The sequence below is a fragment of the Enterobacter sp. Cy-643 genome, assembly GCF_011752815.1.
Lineage (GTDB): Bacteria > Pseudomonadota > Gammaproteobacteria > Enterobacterales > Enterobacteriaceae > Cedecea.
On record NZ_VWWV01000004.1, the window covers coordinates 312,578 to 331,232 of the forward strand.

The window sequence follows — 18,655 nt, forward strand, 5'->3', positions numbered from 1 at the left end:
CTCCCTAAAAGGGAGAGGGTCGGAGTGAGTTTTACCCTCATTCCGGCTTAAAACGCGCCATAAAATACGCATCCACATACTCTCCGTCGCGCAGCGCAAATCGCTTCCCGGTGCCTTCAACTTCGAAGCCAAACTTGCGGTACACCGCCAGCGCAGCCGCGTTATCGGTATACACCGTCAGCTCGATGCGCTCGACGCGCAGCCACTTATCGCACAGGTCAACCATTTCTTTAAGCAAAGCCGAAGCGATGCCTTTCCCTTGATGATCGTAATGCACGCCCATGCCGAAAGTGGCGACGTGGCTGCGGCGCGGGGACTGTTCCACCGTGACCGTTAGCTGCCCCACAATCTCATCGTCGATACATGCCACCAAATGTCGGCTCCCCGGTCTGGGGTCGGTAATTCGGTCCAGCCAGGCTTTTAGAGGAGGATGAGGTAGCTGCAGCGTGTCGCGGTAAAGCGCCGGATGGGCATACATTCTCTGTAAAGCTTCCGCATCGCCGGGTTCGGCGTGACGCACAACAACTGATTTCATCCTTTTCTCCTCAATGAGTTATAGAAAACCTTTTAAACATCATTGACTTTGAACAACAAGTCAACGCTATTTTTTTCAAAAAACACTTTACAAGTGCGAATGATAATGATTATTATTGCCATGCGTTCAGGGGAGACCCCTACGGAGACATCCTGAAAGCACGACATTGCTCACATTGCTTCCAGTATTACTTTAGCCAGCCGGGTGCTGGCTTTTTTTTTGCCCTTCTTATTTGAACCCGTAGCCGCGTTGGCTACGCCCGACCTTTAAAATTAAAGATGGTTTGAAGTCTGCGGCTATAACGTGGCGCGGCTTTGCAGTAAGGTACAGTCAGCTCAAATCAAAAAGGATAATGAAATGACTCTGCACTGTGCCTTCATCGGCTTTGGTAAAAGTACTACCCGCTACCACCTTCCGTTCGTTCTGGTTCGTAAAGACAAACTCAACGTGGCCCATATCTTCCGCCGCAGCGAAAAGCCGGAACTGGAACAACAGCCGCAGTACGCGGGCATTCACTTCACCAGCCAGCTCGATGACATTCTCAATGACCCGTTGGTCAAACTGGTGGTGATTTGCACCCACGTTGACAGCCATTTTGAGTACGCGAAAAAAGCGCTCGAAGCGGGTAAAAACGTGCTCGTGGAAAAACCTTTCACCCCGACGCTTGCCGAAGCGCGCGAGCTGTTTGCGCTGGCAAAAGAGAAGGGCCTGGTCGTGACGCCTTACCAGAACCGTCGCTTTGACGCCTGCTTCCTGACGATGAAAAAAGCCATCGAGAGCGGCAAGCTCGGCAAGATTGTGGAAATTGAAAGCCACTTCGATATGTATCGCCCGGATGCGCCTGCGAATCCTGGTAAACCGGCGGACGGCGCTTTCTACGGCCTGGGCGTGCACACCATGGACCAAATCATCTCCCTGTTTGGTCGCCCGGACCATGTCGCCTATGACATCCGCAGCCTGCGCAACAAAGCTAATCCGGACGATACCTTTGAAGCCCAGCTGTTCTACGGCGACCTGAAAGCGATCGTGAAAACCAGCCATCTGGTGAAAATCGATTACCCGAAATTTATCGTGCACGGGACCAAAGGTTCGTTTGTGAAGTACGGCATCGACCAGCAGGAAACCAGCCTGAAAGCCTACATCATGCCGGGTGAGCCAGGATTCGGGGCAGACAGCAGCGTGGCGACGCTGGAGTACGTTAACGAAGCCGGGGAAACGGTGCGCGAGGAGTGGAAACCGGAAGTGGGCGACTATGGCCGCGTCTATGATGCGCTGTACGACACGCTGATCGGCGGCAAGCCTAATTACGTCAGAGAAATTGAAGCTCTCACCAATCTGGAAATCCTCGAGCGCGGTTTCGAACAGCCTTCTCCTGCGACAATAAGCCTCGGCTAATAGCATTTGGGCTCCTCTGACTCGTTCATTTTTTTTGAACAGAGGAGTCAATTTTCACCCTCTATGATCCTCCGCGAAATGGGTCCACACTTATCCCATCAAACGAATTGCGGAGGACATACCATGATCTACTTAAGAAAAGCACAGGACCGCGGCCATGCGAACCACGGCTGGCTGGACAGCTGGCATACCTTCTCTTTTGCCGACTATTATGACGCCAACTTTATGGGCTTCTCGGCGCTGCGGGTCATTAACGAAGACGTGATCGACGCGGGCCAGGGTTTTGGGACCCATCCGCACAAAGACATGGAAATCCTGACCTATGTGCTGGAAGGTGCGGTTGAGCACCAGGACAGCATGGGCAACAAAGAACGTGTACCTGCGGGTGAGTTTCAGATTATGAGCGCCGGAACTGGGATCCGCCACTCTGAGTACAACGCCAGCCAGACCGAGCCGCTGCGTCTGTACCAGATTTGGATTATTCCAGAAAAAACCGGGATTACGCCGCGCTACGATCAGCGCCGTTTTGATGCGCCTCAGGGGCGCCAGCTGGTGCTTTCCCCGGATGCACGCGACGGTTCGCTGAAGGTTTACCAGGATATGGAACTGTCCCGCTGGGCGCTGGCTAAAGACGAGCAGTCGGTTTATCAAATTCCGGCCGACCGCCGCGTCTGGATCCAGGTCGTAAAAGGCGATGTGTCCATTAACGGTACGCAGGCAAAAACCAGCGACGCGATCGCCGTATGGGATGAACAGGCGATTTCCGTTCACGCCAACGAAGCGAGCGAGATCCTGCTGTTCGATCTGCCTCCGGTATAACGTTACCCGTCACAACCTGCCCCTGAAAAAGGGGCGGGTTTTCTTTTGTCCGTGCTAAACTCGGCTGTCGAAACTTCACAAGTCGCGCAGGACAATGAAAAAGAAAAGACCGGTACTACAGGATGTTGCAGATCGCGTTGGGGTGACCAAAATGACGGTCAGCCGTTTCTTACGCAACCCGGATCAGGTGTCTGCCGCGCTGCAGGTTAAAATTGCCGCCGCGTTAGATGAACTGGGCTACATTCCGAACCGTGCGCCGGATATTCTTTCTAATTCAACCAGCCGGGCCATTGGCGTCCTGCTGCCATCCCTGACTAACCAGGTATTCGCCGAAGTGCTGCGCGGCATTGAAAACGTCATTGATGCCCACGGTTACCAGACCATGCTGGCTCACTACGGCTATAAGCCGGAACTGGAGCAGGAGCGTCTGGAATCCATGCTGTCCTGGAATATCGACGGCCTGATCCTGACCGAGCGCAACCACACGCCCAGAACGCTGAAAATGATTGAAGTTGCCGGTATTCCGGTGGTGGAGCTGATGGACAGCGTTTCTCCTTGCCTGGATATCGCCGTAGGTTTTGATAACTTCGAGGCGGCTCGTCAAATGACGGCCAGCATTATTGCCCGTGGTCATAAACACGTGGCCTACCTGGGCGCGCGCCTCGACGAACGTACCCTCATCAAGCAAAAAGGCTACGAGCAGGCGATGCTCGACGCCGGTCTGACGCCGTACAGCGTGATGATTGAAAACTCCTCGTCTTATTCCACCGGCATTGAACTGCTGCGCCAGGCAAAACGCGAATATCCGCAGCTCGACAGTATCTTCTGCACCAACGATGACTTAGCGATTGGTGCGGCATTTGAATGCCAGCGCCAGGGGCTGCGTATCCCGGAAGATATGGCGATTGCCGGTTTCCACGGCCACGATATCGGGCAGGTGATGGAGCCGCGCCTGGCGAGCGTGCTGACCCCGCGAGAGCGCATGGGGCGTATCGGGGCGGAGCGTCTGTTGGCGCGTATTCGCGGCGAAATCATTACCCCGAAAATGCTCGATTTAGGCTTTACGCTGTCGCCTGGTGGCTCGATCTAGGCCAAAATTTTTATTTGATGCAGCTCACACTTATACACTTTGCAAGCTAATGGTTATTGCTTAATGCTCAGCCAGGCTGGAAAATGTTATCGGTAACAGTTACCCGTAACAAAACCAGGCGCATTGCTTTGTGTCAGAGTCGGAGCCATCATGAGCACTACTAACCACGACCACCACATTTACGTCCTGATGGGCGTCTCCGGCAGCGGTAAATCCGCCGTTGCCAGCGAAGTTGCCCATCAGTTAAACGCCGCGTTTCTTGACGGCGATTTCCTGCATCCCCGCAGCAACATTCTGAAAATGGCCTCCGGCGAGCCGCTGAACGACGACGACCGTACCCCGTGGCTGAAAGCGTTGAACGATGCCGCGTTTGCGATGCAGCGCACCAACAAGGTTTCGCTGATCGTCTGCTCGGCGCTGAAAAAGCACTATCGCGACCTGCTGCGTGACGGTAACCCGAACCTCTCCTTCATCTACATGAAAGGTGATTTTGAAGTGATCGAAAACCGCCTGAAGGCGCGGAAAGGCCACTTCTTCAAAACCCAGATGCTGGTGACCCAATTTGAAACCCTGCAAGAACCGCAGGCGGATGAAAAAGATGTGCTGATCGTGGATATCGATCAGCCGCTGGACGGCGTCGTCGCCAGCACCCTCGCATTGATCAACCAAGGCAGCGCAGAGTGAGTACATTAACGCTTGTTTTAACCGCGGTCGGCTCCGTGCTGCTTCTGCTGTTTTTAGTGATGAAGGCGCGTATGCACGCCTTCGTGGCTTTGATGGTGGTTTCTATTGGTGCCGGGCTTTTCTCCGGCATGCCGCTCGACAAAATCGCCGACACCATGCAGAAAGGTATGGGCGGGACGCTGGGCTTCCTGGCGATTGTGGTGGCCCTCGGCGCCATGTTCGGCAAAATTCTGCATGAAACCGGCGCGGTAGATCAGATTGCCGTCAAAATGCTGAAATCCTTCGGCCACAGCCGTGCGCACTATGCGATTGGCCTGGCCGGCCTGATTTGCGCGCTGCCGCTGTTCTTTGAAGTGGCTATCGTGCTGCTGATTAGCGTGGCATTTTCAATGGCGCGCCACACCGGGACGAACCTGGTGAAGCTGGTGATTCCTTTGTTTGCTGGCGTCGCTGCCGCTGCGGCGTTCCTGCTGCCGGGGCCTGCGCCAATGCTGCTGGCCTCCCAGATGCACGCTGACTTTGGCTGGATGATCCTGATTGGCCTGTGCGCCGCGATCCCGGGCATGATTATTGCCGGGCCGCTATTCGGTAATTTCATCAGCAAATTTGTTTCGCTGGAAATTCCGGAAGACATCTCCGAGCCGCATCTGGGGGAAGGCAAGCTGCCGTCCTTTGGCTTCAGTCTGTCGCTGATCCTGTTGCCGCTGGTGCTGGTTGGCCTGAAAACTATCGCCGCTCGCTTTACCACGCCGGGCTCTACGCTGTATGAATGGCTGGAATTCATCGGCCACCCGTTCACCGCGATTCTGGTGGCTTGCCTGGTGGCTATTTATGGCCTGGCGTATCGTCAGGGCATGGATAAAGAAAAAGTGATGGCGGTGTGTGGCCAGGCGCTGCAGCCGGCGGGCATTATCCTGCTGGTTATCGGTGCCGGGGGCGTGTTCAAACAGGTGCTGGTTGACTCCGGCGTGGGTCCGGCACTGGGCGAAGCGCTGACCGGGATGGGCCTGCCTATCGCGATTACCTGCTTCGTACTGGCGGCGGCGGTGCGTATCATTCAGGGTTCCGCTACCGTGGCCTGTCTGACGGCGGTTGGCCTGGTGATGCCGGTTATCGAGCAGCTGAATTATAACGGCGCTCAAATGGCGGCTCTGTCGATTTGTATCGCCGGCGGTTCTATTGTGGTGAGCCACGTGAACGACGCGGGCTTCTGGCTGTTCGGTAAGTTTACCGGCGCAACTGAAGCGCAAACGCTGAAGACATGGACAATGATGGAAACCATCCTCGGTACCACCGGGGCGATTGTCGGGATGATTGCGTTCAGCCTGCTGAGCTAAAGTATTCTGACCAAAAAAAGGCAGCGCTCTTCGGAGGCTGCCTTTTTTATTACTCCTGACCAGACTTTCTCCCAGAGGGAGGGATGTGCTAGCCCCGCATCCAGGCGCGGATGCCGTCCAGGAACATCTGGGTGGAAATCATCACCAGCACCAGCCCCATCAGGCGCTCCAGGGCGTTTACCCCTTTCTCACCCAACAGGCGCAGGAACAGCGAAGATTGCAGCAGAATCGCCACGGTACCGCCCCAGGCCAGCATCAGCGCGGCCACTAAATGCCCCATTTGATTTGGGTACTGGTGCGACAGCAGCATCAGCGTCGCCAACAGAGAAGGGCCGGCAACCAGCGGAATCGCCAGCGGCACGATAAACGGTTCTTCACCCGCAGGCAGACCGGATGAACTGCCTTCCTGGCCCGGGAAAATCATCTTAATGGCGATCAGGAACAGGATAATGCCGCCTGAAATCGACACGGTTTCAGCGCGTAAATTCAGGAAACCAAGAATTTTTTCCCCGGCAAACAGGAAGATAAGCATCAGCAGCAGAGCAATAAGCAGCTCGCGGATCATAATGGCCCGGCGGCGCTTTGGCTCCGTGTGTTTCAGTACCGACATAAAGATCGGCAGGTTACCCAGCGGGTCCATAATCAGGATCAGGAGTACCGCGGCGGATATGATTTCAGTCATCTGTTTTCCCCAAAATCTGGCAAGTTGTTTCTGGTAATAAGCTTTGTTTCTGACACGGTGGATATCATTGATTAATTTCACTTGCGACTTTGGCTGCATTTTGTAAGGTGGAGTGATGTTCTGGCCCACGGCCAGCGCTTACACACGCAATCATCTCTGCAGGATTAAGTCGCTATGAAAAATGTTGGTTTTATTGGCTGGCGCGGTATGGTCGGCTCTGTACTCATGCAACGCATGGTGGAAGAGCGCGATTTTGACGCCATTCGTCCGGTTTTCTTCTCCACTTCCCAGCTTGGGCAGGCAGCCCCTACGTTCGCCGGCACCACCGGCGGTACACTGCAGGACGCATTTGATCTGGAAGCGCTGAAGGCGCTGGATATCATCGTGACCTGCCAGGGCGGCGATTATACCAACGAAATCTATCCAAAGCTCCGTGAAAGCGGCTGGCAGGGTTACTGGATCGACGCAGCTTCTTCTCTACGCATGAAAGATGACGCGATTATTATCCTCGACCCGGTAAACCAGCACGTTATCCAGGAAGGGCTGAACAAAGGCGTGAAAACCTTCGTCGGCGGTAACTGCACCGTCAGCCTGATGCTGATGTCCCTCGGCGGCCTGTTTGCCAACGACCTGGTTGACTGGGTTTCTGTGGCAACTTACCAGGCGGCGTCCGGCGGCGGCGCGCGTCACATGCGCGAGCTGCTGAACCAAATGGGCCAGCTGTATGGCGAAGTTTCTACCGAGCTGGCAAATCCAGCCTCCGCCATTCTCGATATCGAACGTAAGGTCACCGAACTTGGCCGCAGCGGCAAACTGCCGGTGGATAACTTTGGCGTGCCGCTGGCCGGGAGCCTGATCCCGTGGATCGATAAGCAACTCGACAACGGTCAGAGCCGTGAAGAGTGGAAAGGCCAGGCGGAAACCAACAAAATTCTTGCGACCTCTGCGGTGATCCCGGTTGACGGTCTGTGCGTGCGCGTAGGCGCGCTGCGCTGCCATAGCCAGGCGTTCACCATCAAGCTGAAGAAAGACGTGTCTATTCCTACCGTAGAAGAGCTGCTGGCCGCGCATAACCCGTGGGCGAAAGTGGTGCCAAACGACCGTGATATCACCATGCGTGAACTGACGCCTGCCGCGGTAACCGGTACGCTGTCGACGCCGGTTGGCCGCCTGCGCAAGCTGAACATGGGGCCGGAGTATCTCTCCGCCTTCACCGTTGGCGACCAGCTGCTGTGGGGCGCCGCCGAACCGTTGCGCAGAATGCTGCGGTCGCTCGCATAATTACACTTATTTACCAGAGGGGCTTTGTGGCCCCTCTTTTTTTGCCTGCAATTTAAGGTACAACGGAAGTCATTAATTAATTTCACGAGGAGTTAATAAAGCGTTGGCTATGCTTAAGTCATCACGCGCAAGCGTTTTGGCGAGTATTGGGCGAACTGGCTTACAGGAGTTGCGCGCCGTTCGTCAGGGTCAATGATAAGTGTCGTATCCGCACGCAGGCGTAGGGCGGGTCATCGGTGACACATAAAAAAGGAAAATGCCATGTCTGTTCTGCCGGAAAAAGACGTGATTAATGCGCTAATTGCGGGTCATTTTGCCGATCCGTTTTCCCTACTGGGAATGCACCAAACTGACGCCGGGCTTGAAGTTCGGGCGCTATTGCCTGATGCCACTGAAGTGTGGGTGATTGAGTCTAAGACCGGCCGTAAAATTGCCCAGCTCGACTGCTTCGATTCCCGTGGCTTCTTCCGCGGGCTAATTCCTCGCCGTAAAAACGCTTTTCGCTACCAGCTGGCGGTTGTCTGGCACGGCCAGGAAAATCTGATTGACGATCCCTACCGTTTTGGCCCTTTAATTCAGGAGCTGGATAGCTGGCTGCTCTCGGAAGGCACGCACTTACGCCCTTACGAAACGCTTGGTGCACATGCAGATACCATGGACGGCGTGACCGGCACACGTTTCTCACTTTGGGCCCCCAACGCCCGTCGCGTTTCCGTGGTGGGGCAGTTTAACTATTGGGATGGCCGCCGCCATCCGATGCGGCTGCGGCGCGAAAGCGGCATTTGGGAGCTGTTTATCCCCGGAGCACACAACGGCCAGCTTTATAAATTTGAGCTGCTGGACGCCGAAGGGCGGCTGCGTATTAAAGCCGACCCTTACGCCTTTGAAGCGCAAATGCGCCCGGAAACGGCTTCGCTGATTTGCGGCCTGCCGGAAAAAACCTCCCTCGGCCCAGAACGGCAAAAAGCTAACGGCTTTGACCAGCCCATCTCAATTTATGAGGTGCATCTTGGCTCCTGGCGTCGCCACACCGACAATAATTTCTGGCTTAGCTACCGTGAACTGGCGGATCAGCTGATTCCCTACGTGAAAGAGATGGGCTTTACCCATCTTGAACTGCTGCCGGTTAACGAACATCCGTTTGACGGCAGCTGGGGTTATCAGCCGCAGGGGCTTTACGCGCCGACGCGCCGTTTCGGCACCCGCGATGACTTCCTCTATTTAATCCGAACCGCCCACGAAGCCGGGCTTAATGTTCTGCTGGACTGGGTACCAGGGCATTTCCCGACGGATGACGCCGGGCTGGCGAAGTTCGACGGCACCGCGCTGTATGAGCACGGCAATCCGCAAGAGGGCTACCATCAGGACTGGAACACGCTGATCTACAATTATGGCCGCCGGGAAGTCAGCAACTATCTGGTGGGCAACGCGCTCTACTGGATTGAGCGGTTTGGCATTGACGGCCTGCGTGTGGATGCCGTGGCTTCGATGATTTACCGCGACTATAGCCGGGAACGCGGCCAATGGGTGCCAAATGAGTACGGCGGGCGTGAGAACCTGGAAGCCATTGAGTTTCTGCGTAGCACCAACCGTATCATCGGAGAGCAAACGCCGGGCGCGGTGACCATGGCGGAAGAGTCCACCGACTTTGCCGGGGTCTCTCGCCCACCGAGTATGGGGGGGCTGGGGTTCTGGTTTAAGTGGAACCTGGGCTGGATGCACGACACGCTCGACTACATGAAGCTCGACCCGGTTCACAGGCAATATCATCACGACAAAATGACCTTTGGCATGTTGTACAACGGCACCGAAAACTTTGTATTGCCGCTGTCGCACGATGAAGTCGTACACGGCAAAAAATCGATTCTCGACCGTATGCCGGGAGACGCCTGGCAGAAGTTTGCCAATCTTCGCGCTTACTATGGCTGGATGTGGGCATTTCCGGGCAAAAAGCTGCTGTTTATGGGTAACGAATTTGCCCAAGGGCGCGAGTGGAACCATGACAGCAGCCTCGACTGGCACCTGCTGCAGGGGGGCGACAACTGGCACCACGGCGTGCAGCGCCTCGTGCGCGACCTGAATCATACCTACCGGCGTCACGCGGCCTTGCATCAGCTGGATTTCGACGTCTACGGTTTTGAATGGCTGGTGGTGGAAGATAAGGCCAATTCCGTCTTTATTTTCGTGCGGCGTGATGCCGAGGGCAATGAGGTGATTGTCGCCAGCAACTTTACGCCGGTGCCGCGCTACCATTATCGCTTCGGGGTCAATCAGCCGGGGCGCTGGCGTGAAGAGCTGAATACCGATTCCATGCACTACCACGGCAGCAATGCCGGTAATAGCGGTACGGTGCGCAGTGAGGCAGTGCCGAGCCACGGTCGTGACCATTCGCTGTGTATTACGCTGCCGCCGCTGTCCACGCTCTGGTTGATCCGCGAGGGGGATGCATGACGCAGCTTACCCAAGGCAGCCCGGCCCCCTTCGGGGCGTATTTCGACGGCAAAGGCGTTAACTTCACGCTCTATTCCGTGCATGCGGAAAAGGTCGAACTGTGCCTGTTCGACGAGCATGGCCACGAGCGCCGCTACGACATGCCTTCGCGTTCTGGGGATATCTGGCATGGCTATTTGCCGGATGGCAAGCCGGGGCAGCTGTACGGCTACCGGGTTCATGGCCCCTGGGCGCCGGAACAGGGCCACCGCTTCAACCCTGCGAAGCTGCTGCTCGATCCCTGTGCTCGCGTGGTCGTCGGCGGGGCAGAAGATCATCCGCATTTTCACTGCGGCTACGATGAGCCCAACCTCGAAGACAGCGCGCCGCACATGGCGAAGTGTGTGGTGGTCAGAGAGAAATTTGACTGGGAGGACGACCGGCCGCTCCGAACGCCGTGGGGCAACACGGTTATCTATGAAGCCCACGTTCGCGGGCTGACGCTGCTTCACCCCGGCATCCCGGAAGAGCAGCGTGGCACCTATGCGGCGCTGGGGCACCCGGTGATGCTCGACTACTTCAAGCGCCTGGGCATCACGGCGCTTGAGCTGCTGCCCGTGGCGCATTTTGTTACCGAGCCCCGCATTTCACAGCTTGGGCTGAGTAACTATTGGGGTTACAACCCGCGCGCTTTCTATGCCGTTGAAAGCTATTACGCGATAGATCAAAACCCTCACACCGCCGCCAATGAGCTTCGAGGCGCGATTAAAGCGCTGCATCAGGCCGGTATAGAAGTGATCCTCGACATTGTGCTTAACCACAGCGCGGAGCTGGACAAGGACGGCCCAACCCTGTCGCTGAGCGGAATCGACAACCGTAGCTATTATTGGTTAATGGACAACGGCGATTACCAGAACTGGACCGGCTGCGGGAACACCCTGAATCTCAGCACGCCGGGCGTGGTTGCCCTGATGATCGACTGCCTGCGCTACTGGGTAGACAGTTTTCACGTGGACGGTTTCCGGTTCGATCTGGCTTCGGTGATGGGGCGCACGCCCGAATTTCGGCAGGATGCCCCGCTGTTTGAGGCGATCAAAAACGATCCCCACCTGTCGCAGGTAAAGCTGATTGCTGAACCCTGGGACATCGGGCAGGGCGGCTACCAGGTCGGCAACTTCCCGCCTCTGTTTGCCGAATGGAACGATCATTTCAGGGATGGGATGCGCCGCTTCTGGCTCCAGCAGGATCTCTCCTTAGGCGGCTTTGCCTGTCGCTTTGCCGGCTCAAGCGACGTTTATCGCCACGGTGAAAGACTCCCCTCCACCAGCATTAATTTAATCACCGCTCATGATGGTTTTACGCTGCGGGATTGCGTAAGTTTTAACCAGAAGCATAACGAAGCCAACGGCGAAGATAACCGCGACGGCACCAACAGCAATTTTAGCAATAACTATGGGTTTGAAGGGCTCGAAGCCAGCCTGATTATCAAGGAACGGCGTCGCGACAGCGTGCACGCCCTACTCACCACGCTGCTGCTCTCGCAGGGCACGCCGATGCTGCTTGCCGGGGATGAACACGGGCATAGCCAGCACGGCAACAACAACGCCTACTGCCAGGACAACGTGCTGACCTGGCTTGACTGGGAGCAGGGAAACGACGGCCTGACCGCCTTTACTGCGGCGCTGCTCCACCTGCGGCAGGCTATCCCGGCGCTGACCGCCAATCGCTGGTGGGAGGAGGGCGATGGCAACGTTCGCTGGCTGAACAAAGAGGCGCAGCCCCTGAGCGTCGACGAGTGGCAAAACGGCGTACACCGCCTGCAAATCCAGCTGTCTGACCGCTGGCTTATCGCAATTAACGCGACCGAAGAAGTTGCGGACATCGTTCTACCTGAGGGGGAATGGCGCGCCGTTCCTCCGTTTGCCGGAGAGGACAACCCGGTCGTGATGGTTGTATGGCATGGTCCTGCGCACGGAGTTTGCGTGTTCCACAAGTCATGAAAAAGGAGTTCGTTATGGTCAGGTTTGAGAAAAACGATCCGCTGATGCTGGCCCGCCAGTTGCCCATTAAATCCGTTGCATTAATTTTGGCCGGCGGCCGCGGGACTCGACTGAAGGATCTCACGTCGACGCGCGCGAAGCCTGCTGTTCACTTTGGCGGCAAGTTCCGCATTATTGATTTTGCGCTATCCAACTGCATTAACTCCGGCATTCGCCGCATTGGGGTGATTACTCAATATCAATCGCACACCCTGGTGCAGCATATTCAGCGCGGCTGGTCTTTCTTTAGCGAAGAGATGAACGAGTTTGTGGATTTGCTGCCCGCCCAACAGCGTGTGCACGGCGAGAACTGGTATCGCGGCACGGCGGACGCCGTAACCCAGAACCTCGACATTATTCGCCGCTACGACGCCGAATATGTGGTTATCCTGGCCGGCGATCACATCTACAAGCAGGACTATTCGCGCATGCTTATCGATCACGTCGAGAAGGGCGCGCGCTGCACCGTTGCCTGTATGCCGGTGCCGGTGCATGAAGCGTCCGCGTTTGGCGTTATGGCGGTGGATGTCGACGAAAAAATCATTGATTTCGTGGAGAAGCCGGAAAACCCGCCGACGATTCCCAACGACAGCAGTAAGTCTCTGGCCAGCATGGGTATTTACGTTTTTGATGCGGATTACCTGTTCAGGCTTCTGGAAGAAGATGACCTGGATGAAAACTCCAGCCACGACTTTGGCAAAGACATTATCCCGAAAATTACCCGCGCGGGAGAAGCCTACGCCCATCCGTTCCCGCTCTCCTGCGTGCAGTCCGACCCTAACGCCGAACCTTACTGGCGCGATGTGGGCACATTAGAAGCCTACTGGAAGGCAAACCTTGACCTGGCCTCGGTGATGCCAGAACTGGATATGTATGACCAGGCCTGGCCGATCCGAACCCATATGGAGCCGCTGCCGCCCGCTAAATTCGTTCAGGATCGTTCCGGCAGCCACGGCATGACGCTGAACTCGCTGGTGTCCGGCGGCTGCATTATTTCGGGCTCGGTCGTGGTGCAGTCGGTGCTGTTTCCTCGCGTGCGTATCAACTCGTTTTGCAACATTGATTCGTCCGTCCTGCTGCCGGACGTCATTGTTGGGCGCTCCTGCCGATTACGCCGCTGCATCATCGACCGCGCCTGTGTGATCCCCGAGGGAATGGTGGTTGGCGAAAATGCTGAAGAGGACGCGCGCCGTTTTTATCGCTCTGAAGAGGGCATTGTACTGGTCACGCGTGAGATGCTGGCGAAGCTGCAGGGCTGAAACGCGTAGAAGATTGGCCTGCGCACGGTGATGCCGTGCGCGGTTATTTTATCGTTCGGCGTTGCCTGGTGATTAAGACACAGCGCCGCGACTTTCCATATGGGAGCGATAATGCAGGTCTTACATGTCTGTTCCGAGATGTTTCCTTTGCTGAAAACGGGCGGCCTTGCGGATGTGCTGGGCGCTTTACCCGCGGCACAGATTGCCGGCGGCGTTGATACGCGCGTCCTGCTGCCCGCCTTTCCTGATGTCAGGCGAGGAATCGAAGATACTCAGGTGGTTGCCCACCGACAGACGTTCGCAGGGCCAATGCGCTTGCTCTACGGACACTACAACGGCGTTGGTATTTATCTGATTGATGCCCCCCATCTTTATGAACGCCCGGGCAGCCCATACCACGATACAAACCAGTTCGCTTACCAGGACAATGTGCTGCGCTTTGCACTCCTTGGCTGGGTTGGCGCGGAAATGGCCTGTGGCCTGGATCCTTTCTGGCATCCCGATGTGGTGCATGCCCACGACTGGCACGCCGGGCTGACGCCGGCCTACCTCGAGGTTCGCGGTCGGCCAGCCAGGTCGGTATTTACCGTCCATAACCTTGCCTACCAGGGAATGTTCTATGCTCATCACTTAAGTGAAATTGATTTGCCGTGGTGGGTCTACGACATGAATGGGCTGGAATTCCACGGCCAAATTTCGTACCTGAAGGCCGGGCTTTACTATGCCGACCACATTACCGCCGTCAGCCCAACCTATGCCCGGGAGATTACCGACCCGCATTTTGCCTATGGCATGGAAGGGCTGCTGCGTCAGCGCCAGCGTGAAGGGCGGCTGTCGGGCATTTTAAACGGCGTGGACGACAAGATCTGGAACCCGGAAAGCGACCTGCTGCTGGCCTCACGGTATAACCGCGATTCGCTGGAGGAGAAAGCCGAAAATAAACGCCAACTTCAGGTGGCGATGGGGCTAAAAGTTAACGATAAAGTCCCGCTGTTTGCGGTAGTCAGTCGATTAACCAATCAAAAAGGGCTAGATCTGGTGCTTGAGGCGCTGCCAGGGCTACTGGAGCAGGGCGGGCAGCTCGCGCTGCTCGGCGCCGGGGACTCCGTGCTTCAGGAAGGATTCCTGGCGGCAGCGGCTGAGCATCCTGGTCAGGTCGGGGTCCAGATTGGCTATCACGAGGCATTTTCCCACCGCATTATGGGCGGTGCCGACGTGATTTTAGTCCCGAGCCGTTTTGAGCCCTGCGGCTTAACGCAGCTCTATGGTCTGAAATATGGCACCTTGCCGCTGGTGCGGCGAACCGGCGGCCTGGCCGACACCGTGTCTGATACATCGCTAGAGAATCTGGCCGACGGTGTGGCTACCGGTTTTGTGTTTGAAGACAGTAATGCCTGGTCGCTGCTCCGCGCGATCCGGCGTGCTTTCGTGCTGTGGTCCCGCCCGTCGCTGTGGCGTTTTGTGCAGCGGCAGGCAATGAATATGGATTTTAGCTGGCAGGTAGCGGCGCAGGCATACCGCGACCTTTATCAACGCTTGATGTAATTACCCATATGCCCGTCATACTTCAAGCTGCATGTGCGTTGGCTGCACCCGTTCACCCCAGTTACATAGTAAGCTATGCGCCTGGGGATTCCGGTCTTGCCGCCTGCCTGCAACTCGAATTATTTAGGGTATTCACCAGGAATCACTGATATGAACGCACCCTTTTCCTATGCATCACCCACGCTGAGCGTCGAGGCGCTTAAACACTCGATTGCCTATAAGCTGATGTTTACGGTGGGGAAAGACCCTGCTATCGCCAATAAACACGAGTGGCTTAACGCGACGCTTTTTGCCGTGCGCGACAGGCTGGTGGAGCGCTGGCTACGTTCCAACCGCGCCCAGCTTTCGCAGGAAGTACGCCAGGTTTACTACCTGTCGATGGAGTTTCTGATCGGGCGCACGCTGTCGAACGCGCTGCTTTCTCTCGGTATCTATGACGATGTGAAAAATGCCCTCGAAGAGATGGGCCTTGACCTCGAAGAGTTGATTGACGAGGAGAACGACCCCGGCCTTGGCAACGGCGGTTTGGGGCGTCTCGCCGCCTGTTTCCTCGATTCGCTGGCGACCCTGGGGCTGCCTGGGCGTGGCTACGGGATTCGTTACGACTACGGGATGTTCAAGCAAAACATCGTCGATGGCCGCCAGAAAGAATCGCCGGATTACTGGCTTGAGTACGGCAACCCGTGGGAGTTTAAGCGCCATAATACGCGCTACAAAGTGCGTTTCGGCGGGCGTACTCAGCAGGAAGGGAAAAAGTCTCGCTGGGTCGAAACCGAAGAGATTCTGGCGGTCGCCTATGACCAGATTATTCCGGGCTATGACACCGACGCGACCAACACGCTGCGGCTGTGGAACGCCCAGGCGAGCAGCGAGATCAACCTCGGTAAGTTTAATCAGGGTGATTACTTCGCGGCGGTGGAGGACAAAAACCACTCCGAAAACGTCTCCCGCGTACTGTATCCCGATGACTCCACCTACTCGGGGCGTGAGCTTCGCCTGCGTCAGGAGTATTTCCTGGTTTCGGCCACCATGCAGGACATCCTTAGCCGCCATTATCAGCTGCATAAAACCTACGCCAACCTTGCGGATAAAATTGCGATTCACCTGAATGATACCCACCCGGTGCTGTCGATTCCGGAGCTGATGCGGCTGCTGATTGACGAGCATAAGTTTGAATGGGAGGAAGCGTTCGAGGTGACCTGCCAGGTCTTCTCGTACACCAACCACACGCTGATGAGCGAGGCGCTGGAAACCTGGCCGGTAGACATGCTCGGCAAGATCCTGCCGCGCCATCTGCAGATAATCTTTGAGATTAACGACTACTTCCTGAAAACCTTGCAGGAGCAGTACCCGAACGACACGGGGCTGCTGGGCAGGGCATCTATTATCGACGAATCCAACGGCAGGCGAGTGCGGATGGCCTGGCTCGCGGTGGTGGTCAGCCATAAGGTTAACGGCGTGTCTGAACTGCACTCTAACCTGATGGTGCAATCTCTGTTTGCCGACTTCGCCAGTATCTTCCCGATGCGTTTTAGCAACAAAACGAACGGCGTAACGCCGCGCCGCTGGCTGGCGCTTGCCAACCCGGCGCTGTCTGAAGTGCTGGATGAGAATATTGGGCAGACCTGGCGGACGGACTTAAGCCAGCTGAACGATCTGAAGCAGCACATTGACTACCCGACGGTGCATCAGGCGGTGCGTAAAGCCAAGCTCGCGAATAAAAAACGGCTGGCGACCTACATCGGGCAGCAGCTCAACGTCGTGGTGAGCCCGGATGCCTTGTTCGACGTGCAGATTAAGCGCATTCATGAATATAAGCGCCAGCTAATGAATGTGCTGCATGTGATCGCCCGCTATAACCGCATCAAGGCCGATCCGGAGGCGGAGTGGGTTCCACGCGTGAATATTTTTGCGGGTAAGGCCGCATCGGCCTACTACATGGCGAAGCATATTATCCACCTCATCAACGATGTTGCGGAGGTCATCAACAACGACCTGCAGGTTAAAGATAAGCTGAAGGTGGTGTTTATCCCGAACTACAGCGTCAGCCTCGCCCAGTTGATTATCCCGGCGGCAGATCTCTCCGAGCAAATTTCGCTGGCGGGAACCGAAGCTTCCGGCACCAGTAACATGAAGTTTGCGCTTAACGGGGCGTTGACCATCGGGACCCTGGACGGCGCCAACGTTGAGATGCTCGACCACGTCGGTAAAGACAACATCTTTATCTTCGGCAACACCGCAGAAGAGGTGGAGACACTCCGCAGCAAAGGCTACAACCCTCGGGAGTATTACGAGAAGGATGAAGAGCTGCGCCAGGTACTGACGCAAATCGCGACGGGGGCATTCAGCCCCGGAGAGCCAGGGCGCTATCGGGACTTAGTCGACTCGCTGATTAACTTTGGCGATCACTACCAGGTGCTGGCGGATTACCGCAGCTATGTGGACTGCCAGGACAAGGTGGATGAGGTTTACCTGCAGCCGGAGGAGTGGACTATCCGCACTATGCACAATATCGCCAATATGGGCTATTTCTCGTCCGACAGGACGATTCAGGAGTATGCCGACGAGATTTGGCATATTAAGCCGGTAAGACTGTAGTTTGCTCCTCACCCTAATCCTCTCCCCACGGGGGAGAGGGGATCAGAATAGCGGTGCTTTTTCATCCTCGATCTTCACGGGGGAAACGGGCTCGGAATAGTGGTGCTTCTTCCTCCCCCTGCTTAGTCGGGAGAAAGGAGCAGATTCTTTCCCCCTCTCCCTTTTAGGGAGAGGGCCGGGGTGAGGGTAAAACTCAGCACAGCTCCAGCTGCACGTTATTCTCTTTAATCACCTGCATCACTCCCGCCGGCGGCACCACGTCGGTGTATACGGTATCCACCAGGCTGATGCTGCCCAGGTTCACCATCGCATTACGGCCAAACTTCGAATGATCAACGACCAGCAATACGCTGCGAGAGTTTTCGATAATTGCGCGCTTGGTGCGGACCTCGTGGTAATCAAACTCAAGCAGCGAGCCGTCGCTGTCGATGCCGCTGATGCCGAGAATGCCGAAATCGAGGCGGAACTGGGAAATAAAGTCCAGCGTTGCCTCACCGATAATGCCGCCATCGCGGCTGCGCAACTCTCCGCCGGCCAGAATGATACGGAAATCTTCTTTGGCCATCAGCGTGTTCGCCACGTTGAGGTTGTTGGTCACAATGCGCAGATTGCTATGATTAAGCAGAGCATGTGCCACAGCTTCCGGCGTCGTGCCGATGTCGATAAACAGCGTGGCGCCATTAGGAATTTGGCTGGCAACCTTCTGCGCAATGCGCTCTTTTTCTGCGGTTTGCGTTGCTTTTCGGTCATGCCACGGCGTGTTGACCGAGCTGGAAGGCAGAGCCGCCCCGCCGTGATGGCGTAGGATCATGTTCTGATCGGCCAGGTCGTTTAAATCCCGGCGGATGGTTTGCGGGCTGACGGCAAACTGTTCCACCAACTCTTCGGTACTGACGTATCCCTGCTGCTTAACCAGCTCAATAATCGCGTCATGACGTTGTGTCTGCTTCACAAGCTACTC

The 18,655-nt window shown here is 56.2% G+C and carries 14 protein-coding genes; 11 read left to right on the forward strand and 3 right to left on the reverse strand.

Annotated features, from left to right (window positions below; all coding sequences use genetic code 11):
* Positions 1-37: 37 nt before the first annotated feature.
* Positions 38-535 carry a GNAT family N-acetyltransferase gene (locus F3J29_RS17465; protein WP_166867976.1) on the reverse strand — a complete coding sequence of 166 codons (498 nt, stop codon included), beginning with the start codon at positions 533-535 and terminating at the stop codon, positions 38-40.
* Between the two features lie 357 nt (positions 536-892).
* Between F3J29_RS17465 and F3J29_RS17470 the strand changes: the two genes are divergently transcribed.
* The 5 genes from F3J29_RS17470 (at position 893) to gntU (ending at position 5,860) form a co-directional block, all read left to right on the forward strand.
* Positions 893-1,930, forward strand: a complete 1,038-nt coding sequence (locus F3J29_RS17470; RefSeq protein ID WP_166867978.1) for an oxidoreductase — start codon at positions 893-895, stop codon at positions 1,928-1,930.
* Positions 1,931-2,053: 123 nt separating this feature from the next.
* Complete coding sequence (locus F3J29_RS17475; protein WP_166867980.1) at positions 2,054-2,749, forward strand: pirin family protein; 696 nt, start codon at positions 2,054-2,056, stop codon at positions 2,747-2,749.
* Between the two features lie 94 nt (positions 2,750-2,843).
* The gene (gene gntR, locus F3J29_RS17480) at positions 2,844-3,839 is read left to right on the forward strand and encodes a gluconate operon transcriptional repressor GntR (protein ID WP_008457915.1); all 996 of its coding nucleotides are present in this window, start codon (positions 2,844-2,846) and stop codon (positions 3,837-3,839) included.
* 150 nt (positions 3,840-3,989) lie between these two features.
* A complete protein-coding gene (gene gntK, locus F3J29_RS17485) occupies positions 3,990-4,523 on the forward strand; it encodes a gluconokinase (RefSeq protein ID WP_008457913.1) in 534 nt (177 codons plus the stop codon).
* Positions 4,520-5,860 carry a gluconate transporter gene (gene gntU, locus F3J29_RS17490; RefSeq protein WP_166867982.1) on the forward strand — a complete coding sequence of 447 codons (1,341 nt, stop codon included), beginning with the start codon at positions 4,520-4,522 and terminating at the stop codon, positions 5,858-5,860. Before gntK ends, gntU begins: the two co-directional genes overlap by 4 nt.
* Before the next feature lie 88 nt (positions 5,861-5,948).
* Here gntU and F3J29_RS17495 read toward each other — a convergent pair whose 3' ends face one another.
* Positions 5,949-6,542 carry a YhgN family NAAT transporter gene (locus tag F3J29_RS17495; protein WP_008457909.1) on the reverse strand — a complete coding sequence of 198 codons (594 nt, stop codon included), beginning with the start codon at positions 6,540-6,542 and terminating at the stop codon, positions 5,949-5,951.
* Between the two features lie 174 nt (positions 6,543-6,716).
* Between F3J29_RS17495 and asd the strand changes: the two genes are divergently transcribed.
* The 6 genes from asd to glgP all read left to right on the forward strand — a co-directional run bounded on the left by asd (position 6,717) and on the right by glgP (position 17,694).
* Entirely contained in the window at positions 6,717-7,823 is a 1,107-nt protein-coding gene (gene asd, locus F3J29_RS17500; RefSeq protein WP_166867984.1) for an aspartate-semialdehyde dehydrogenase, read from the forward strand.
* Positions 7,824-8,084: 261 nt separating this feature from the next.
* Complete coding sequence (glgB, locus tag F3J29_RS17505) at positions 8,085-10,274, forward strand: 1,4-alpha-glucan branching enzyme (protein ID WP_166867986.1); 2,190 nt, start codon at positions 8,085-8,087, stop codon at positions 10,272-10,274.
* Positions 10,271-12,253: a glycogen debranching protein GlgX gene (gene glgX, locus F3J29_RS17510; protein ID WP_166867987.1), complete on the forward strand. Its 1,983-nt coding sequence runs from the start codon at positions 10,271-10,273 to the stop codon at positions 12,251-12,253. The genes glgB and glgX overlap by 4 nt, the downstream gene beginning before the upstream one ends.
* Before the next feature lie 14 nt (positions 12,254-12,267).
* Positions 12,268-13,551, forward strand: coding sequence for a glucose-1-phosphate adenylyltransferase (gene glgC / locus F3J29_RS17515; protein ID WP_166867989.1), 1,284 nt, complete (start codon positions 12,268-12,270; stop codon positions 13,549-13,551).
* 111 nt (positions 13,552-13,662) lie between these two features.
* Positions 13,663-15,096, forward strand: a complete 1,434-nt coding sequence (gene glgA, locus F3J29_RS17520) for a glycogen synthase GlgA (RefSeq protein WP_166867992.1) — start codon at positions 13,663-13,665, stop codon at positions 15,094-15,096.
* A 150-nt stretch (positions 15,097-15,246) separates the two neighbouring features.
* On the forward strand, positions 15,247-17,694 hold the full coding sequence (glgP, locus tag F3J29_RS17525) for a glycogen phosphorylase (protein WP_166867994.1): 2,448 nt from the start codon (positions 15,247-15,249) through the stop codon (positions 17,692-17,694).
* Between the two features lie 193 nt (positions 17,695-17,887).
* On the opposite strand, the gene F3J29_RS17530 is transcribed toward glgP, so the two are convergent.
* Positions 17,888-18,646, reverse strand: a complete 759-nt coding sequence (locus F3J29_RS17530; protein ID WP_008457897.1) for a DeoR/GlpR family transcriptional regulator — start codon at positions 18,644-18,646, stop codon at positions 17,888-17,890.
* Positions 18,647-18,655: the final 9 nt, after the last annotated feature.